This is a genomic window from bacterium (assembly GCA_040755795.1).
Classification (GTDB): Bacteria; UBA9089; CG2-30-40-21; order CG2-30-40-21; family SBAY01; genus JBFLXS01.
Genome location: JBFLXS010000161.1, coordinates 1,798 through 8,417, shown reverse-complemented (window position 1 = coordinate 8,417; position 6,620 = coordinate 1,798). Strand labels below are relative to the sequence as shown.

Below are 6,620 nucleotides of genomic sequence, written 5' to 3'. Positions count from 1 at the left end.
TTTCTGATTCAAAGATGATGTTCTGTCTTGCAAACTCAACCTTCAAGGCATTGTGATAGATGCTCTCCAGAAAACCAGGTCCTAACTTTTTATGGACATTAATACAGGCATTAATAATCCTATCACTTAACTCTTCTTTTCTCCACTTCTCCATCTTCTCCCTTTCTCCTTATTTTTATCCTCCCTGAACCCTTACAAAATCTTTCCTGCTCTCTGAAATGTTATTAGAGTAATTTAAGCATTGAAGTGCGTGTTTTTGGATTTAAGGTTACACAGAAAAAGGATTTAAAAAGTATATTTCTTCCAACAAAACCTTTTCTTTTAGGGTTGAATCCTATTTGGAATGCCCATATCCAGTCACTATCGATTACAAATCTCACTTTAAAATCTTCTACTCTCTCCATTTCACCATCCCTTATTCCTATTTTAATATCTTTTAAAAAAAACTCATATTCCCTGCCGAATCTAATCTCCTTTCTTGTTATACCACCTGGTTCTCCTAAAGAACGGCGAAATTCGTCAGGAAAAGCAAGACATCCACCAACGGGGTTCCCAGTATCAAAATCCGCTTCTATTCTTATATCCTTTTTTACAGCATTTTTACTTTTAAGATAGAGTGGGATGGTAGGATACCAATCATCGTTATTTACTTGGTTCCAATCTGATGTCTTTATTTCCTCAATAAGTCTACTTCTGGTAATGACATATGGTATTTTCCCTTCCTTCTCTGCAAAAGATGTTATTTCTTCATCCATGAGTCCATCTGGATCATCTGAAGTAGCCACAATCTTATGATTACACAAGACTATCAATCCTATTTTTTTGTCTTGAAATCCTTCTTCTATCAGGTTAGTATATTTTTTCTCTACCCAATGAAATAGAAGTTTAACATCTTCTGGCTCTAATTTATTTGCTACCCATAGAGGGACATTAAATGGATCACTTATACGCATCACTTCATTATCTAACTTTATTTGAATTTCCTCCTTTTTCTCTATCTGGATTTCTTCCTTCTTCTCTTTGGTAATATCCTTAAGAATAATCAAATAGAGCAAAATCCTTTCTACATCTGGTATTAAACGAGGTTTGCTTAGATATCTATCACTCATTTTTCGCTCTCCTCTCTAAATTTTCTATTACTTCATTTAATGCCTTATGAATAGGGATTATCTCTATAAAGAGCTCTACTACCCTTTTCCATGCTTTCAACAATTCATCTCCCTTGATTCTGCCATGAGCCAGATTATTTCTCCAATCCCACATTTTTCTCAAGGTGACCTGCCAATCCTTAGGTAACTCTATGGGGTAGTCATTATACTTCAAGAGGCCCTTATCTTCCATATATCCCAGCAAACAAATATAGTCGTATATACTCATATCTCTCAGATTTTCTTTTCCTATTGCCTCTGCAAACTCTCCTCCCTTTGCTATTTGCCATCCTGGACCATAGATTTTTTCCATTGATACCCAAAAAAGTTTTGAAAGAGAATCCTCTATGTCAAAGAATAAAACCATCTCTTTTCGGATACTGTCTCCATCTCTATCAATTACTCCCTTAAAGATTCTTTTAAGGACATTATCAGGCTCTTTAATAGCGAAGAACAAATTTAAGAGAGTTATCTTTGTATCTTCTGATAATTTATTGAACTCATTTTCTTTTATTTCCAAAAATTTTATCAACTCGTTATATTTTTCTACCGGCTTAGTGAAATCTACATTATCCCATTCATTTTCTGTGACTTTGGCAATGATAAGGGTTTCAGAGTCCATCTTTACCGGTTTAGATTCATTAAGATTTTTCACTAAATGAAATATTGCATAAAATTCGTCCTTTTCAACCTCTCCCTTTACTAAAAACCTGCCAAACCCTTTTCCCGAATAGAGTGATATATTTTCTGCTTTCGTTATTGACTCTTTTGTATTCAAGACATCTTCTATTCCTTCTTTTATGTCTTCTTGACTATGCTCAGTAAAAGGGGGGTTCAAGATTATATAGAACTTTATTTTGCCCTCTCCCCTTTCCTTGATAAATGCAAGTCTTTGTTTCTCAAGTTCCTTACATAGTTCTTCATCTAAGTTTTCCTGAAGATTATTTAGATCTTCACTCTTATATTTCTCTATCTTTTCATCTATCTCTTTGGGATTAATTTTCTCTCCTCTCCAAAAATAATGAGATAAATTCTCTGGTTCGCAGATAAAGGTATCTATCACTTTTATTGGTAGATTTGTATCTGCAATCTTTCGTTTGAAAATTGTCTCCTTGCCGGGTTTTAACCAGACCCGAAGGAGACAATCATAGTGACCAAATACGAAATAGATAGAGTAACCCTTTATCTCACACAATTCAAGAGCATTTTTTATCTTTTCCATATATTCGTCGTTACCAAATATCCCTGGTTCAAAATTAAGCAGAAAAAAATAAAGGGTTTCTCCATAAATCTTATGAACTTCTGGATGCCATATTATAAATTTTTCCTTACTTGAAGATCCTTTCATATTTCCCCTGAAAATAGTATTTGGAGTGCGAAAGCTTGCTTTCGCTTTGGCTTGCTTTACTTTGCCAAAGCCACTTTTGGCTTACCTCCAAAGCGGTGGCAAGCCACCGCACTCCAAAAATTTTCATCTTCGTTTGTGAGCCGCAGGCTCATGCCCGGTTTCCCCTGAAAATAGGAAGTAGAGAGTAGAAAGTAGAGAGTAGAAAGTAAAGAAAACACCACTCCTCATGCTTATCTCCCCATCTCCCACCTTCTATCTCCTATCTACTATTTTCATCCTCATTTGTGAACCAACGGTTCATGACCGTTTCTCCTGAAAATGTTCGTAAGTTATTGTAATTGCGTGAGTTACAAAATTACATTTTCATCGTCATTTGTGCCCTGCAGGGGCATGTTCGTTCTCCTGAAAAATAGTTTTTTCACCACAGGAAACACAGAGAATAAAAGAAAATTTATGGTTTCAATCTCATTCTCTTAATTCTCTAATCTCTAATTCGCTAATCGTCTAATATTCTCATCCTCTTAACTTATTACCTTCTCATCCTCATTGACTATTTCTATCCATCCTTGACATTTAATGCTTGTTGTATCATCTCCAATTGTGTAGCAATAGTTGCATCAATCAGTCCAAAATTAGTTTCTATGAGACAACCTCCTGGTTCGATATTTTCATCTTCTTCAAAATTTATTCCTTCCAGACCAAAAACTTGAGAGAGGAGTTCTTCCTTTTTTGATGATAATTCCTGGAGATGCACGGGATTGATTTTTACCTTGATTTCTTCTTTGTTTTTTACCTTTTTAAGTGTCTGGGTTAAATTTTTTAAAATTGCCTGTTTATTTGTGGCAAGTTCTGTTTTAATTATTTTTTTGGCAATCATTAAGGCTAAATCAAGAATCATTTCTTGATTAGTCTGAATAATTTCTTCTCGTTTATGTTTTGCCTCAAGCAAGACATTATGGATTTGACTTAAAGTCTTTTTTATCACCTCCTGACCAGTGTTGATTCCTTCTTCTTTACCTTTCTTAAATCCTTGTTCATAACCGTCTTGTTTGGCTACTTGAGTAACCTGGTCTATTTCCGAATTAGTTTTTGTCAGAATTTCATTAGATTTTTCATGAGCCTCATTAAGGATTTGATTAGATGATTCTTTTGCCTCAGTTATAATTTTCTCTGCTTTTTCTTTTGCCTCAAATAAAATATCTTCCTCGAGGTTACGATTTTTTTCACTTGCCTCTTTAATTTTCTTTTGTAAATTGAGTAGTTTAATCTGTCCTTTCTTAATTCTATTTTCTATAACATCTAAGATAGTTTTCCCTTCAGGTGCTGGTTTAAGTTGAAACTCCAGCATTACTTCAGCGCCATCTGGAGGTAAAAATTCCTTTCGATAGATATTAGACAATGATTTTCTCCCCACCTTTTCCGCCGCGAGCAACGACTATTTCTCCGGAGTCTTCCAGTTGTCTAATCACATTAATCACCTTTTGCTGAGCCTCTTCAACATCTCTTGCTCGGACAGGGCCTAAGAATTCTATTTCTTCTTTCAACATAGCCGCGGCGCGTTTAGGCATATTTTTAAAGACCATATCTTTAGCCGTATCTGAGGCACCTTTAAGTGCCATAGCTAATTCACGAATATCTACTTCCCGCAAAACTCGTTGTGCTGACCTATCATCCAGTCGAGTAATATCCTCAAATGTGAACATTCGTTTTCTAATTTCTTCGGCTAACTCCGGGTCTTGTTCTCCAACACCTTCTAAAACTGTTCGTTCTACATCTCGTTCGACCTGATTTAACATATCAACGACTGAATCAACTCCACCTATTCGTGCCTCCTTTCCTTTAGTCGTGGTCGTGAAAGCCGCCAATTTTGTATGTAATATAGTTTCTACTTTTTGAAGTGCCTCTGGAGAACCTCTTTCCATCACCGCTAATCGTCTGACGACATCCGCTTGAATCTCAGATGGTAACTCACCTAAAATAACTGATGCCCGTTCTGGAGGTAGATAGGCTAAAACCAAAGCAACGGTTTGTGGATGTTCAGATTGAATCGTAGTGAGTAGTTGAACCGGGTCAACCTTACGCATAAACTCAAATGGTTTCTTTTGAGAAAGTAATTTATCTATTAATTCCTGAGCCTTTTCTTCACCCAGCGAGCGTTTTAAAAGTTCTTTAGCATAGTCCACACCACCTTGAAGTATAAATCTCTGTGCCGTCATTATCTGATGAAACTCATTCATCACCTGTTCTCGCTGTTCTGGAGAAATCTTTGGCAAATTAGCAATCTCCATTGTCAAAGATTCCATCTCATCTTCTCGTAAATATTTGAATACCTCAGATGATATTTCACTCCCAAGTGCCACCATAAGTATTGCGGCTTTTTGGGGACCGGTTAATTCAACTACAGCCATAATGATTTGCCTCCTTTTGTTTGGTAACTGGTGAATGGTAATTAGTAACTAATTACCATTCACCAATTACCAGTTACCATTCACCAATTACCAGTTACCATTCACCAATTACCAGTTACCATTTACCATTTACCAATTATACTATACTGCTTCTGCCTCAGCTAACCAGGTACTGAGCGTTTGGCCTACCTGTTGTGGAAATTGCCTGGCCATGTTTTTAATTTCTTCTTCAAAGGGTGTAATTCCTTCTTCTGCTAACTCCTCTTTTTCTTCTATTTCTTTTCTTCTTGCGGCTTCTAATGCGGCGATTCTTGCGGCTTCTTCCCGAGCAATAACTTTTCTTCGATGAATCATCAAAGCAATCAAACCACCAATTAAAAGCAGGACTAAAATTCCCGCCATAATATACATCCTAATTAGTGCCTGTGATTCTTCTTTGGTGGTTCTTAGTTCTTCTACCCATTCGTTGGTGCGGTCGAATTGAACATTTTCTACCTGAACAATATATTCACGGTCAGAATATACTTTTCCTTTTTCTGCACCAATAGCGCCCCAGACTAAATTCTCATATTTTTTCATTTCCGGCTGAGTGCGTGGTTTATAGATGAGTTTGTTATCTTTATCGAGTTTTAATTTACCATATTTATCTCGCTCATAGATGCCATCAATAACGACCGCAACTGATATTTTAGATATAGCCGGAGATTTTACGGTCAATACCTCCTCTTTATCTGCAAGATAATTAATTCTTGATTCATCCTTTTTATACTCTACTGGTCCTTCGGGGGTAAGCGCACCTTTATAACCAGGCATTTGAGCCTCTACGCCGGGTGCACCACCAGGCATCGTTACTTTTCCTTTAAGTTCTTCCTTTATCACCTCATCACTTACCTTTAACTGCTCAAATCCTGGCATACTATATTTTTCTTCTTTACTCTCAACACGGTCAAAATTCATCTCCCATTTGACAAATACTTCAATACTATCCGGGGAAACTACCCGGGCTAATTTTTTACGAATCTTTTGTTCTAAATCTTTAGCCTCAGCGCGCTGAACATCTAATTGTTTAACGGCTAAATCTTCAAGTTTTCCATCTACAGATTCTTTTATGTCGGATAAAATATTACCTCTATTGTCAACAATAGTCACATTTTCAGGTGATAAGCCTTCTACGGCGTGAGTTACTAAGTTGATTATTCCTTTAACCTGGTCAGTAGTTAAGGTAGTTTGAGGAGCGAGTTTTAATTTAATGGATGCAGTGACATCTTTTTCTTCTTCAGTAAATAATTCTTTTTTAGGTAGGACTAAAAGGACTCTTGCTTCGTCTATATTGTCTATTCCCTCAATTGTTCTTGTTAGTTCGCCTTGTAAGGCTCGAAGAAAGTTAATTCGTCGTTCATAATCTGTTATGGCTAATTTAGTTACATCAAACAATTCATAACCAACAATTCCACCTTTTGGTGCTAATTCTTCTCTGGCTAAATCTATTCTTAATCTATCACGGTCTTTTATTGGAACCTTAATCGTTGTCCCAACTAATTTATACGGTTGTTTCCATTCATCCAGTTTAGCCGTTATTTTTCCTGCCTCTTGTGGCTCAATATTAACATACAGATTAACATACTCTACTTTCCCAACATATTGGAGTGAGAATAACAGGACTATAAGTACTGCTGCGGCAACTCCACCAATCGTTATCTTTTGGGTGCGAGTCAA

General features: G+C 36.5%; 6 protein-coding genes. All 6 read right to left on the bottom strand.

Annotated features, from left to right (window positions below):
- On the bottom strand, nt 1-154 hold a 154-nt coding region (locus AB1414_11205; GenBank protein ID MEW6607998.1), incomplete at its 3' end, for a GxxExxY protein.
- A 70-nt stretch (nt 155-224) separates the two neighbouring features.
- Entirely contained in the window at nt 225-1,109 is an 885-nt protein-coding gene (locus AB1414_11200; protein MEW6607997.1) for a hypothetical protein, read from the bottom strand.
- Nucleotides 1,102-2,496, bottom strand: coding sequence for a hypothetical protein (locus AB1414_11195; protein ID MEW6607996.1), 1,395 nt, complete (start codon nt 2,494-2,496; stop codon nt 1,102-1,104). The genes AB1414_11200 and AB1414_11195 overlap by 8 nt, the downstream gene beginning before the upstream one ends.
- 556 nt (nt 2,497-3,052) lie before the next feature.
- Nucleotides 3,053-3,895 (bottom strand): FliH/SctL family protein, encoded by an 843-nt coding sequence (locus tag AB1414_11190; GenBank protein MEW6607995.1) that lies wholly within the window; start codon nt 3,893-3,895, stop codon nt 3,053-3,055.
- Nucleotides 3,888-4,904, bottom strand: coding sequence for a flagellar motor switch protein FliG (gene fliG / locus AB1414_11185; protein MEW6607994.1), 1,017 nt, complete (start codon nt 4,902-4,904; stop codon nt 3,888-3,890). Before fliG ends, AB1414_11190 begins: the two co-directional genes overlap by 8 nt.
- Nucleotides 4,905-5,045: 141 nt before the next feature.
- Nucleotides 5,046-6,620 (bottom strand): flagellar basal-body MS-ring/collar protein FliF (fliF, locus tag AB1414_11180; protein MEW6607993.1); only part of this gene is annotated, 1,575 nt, incomplete at its 5' end.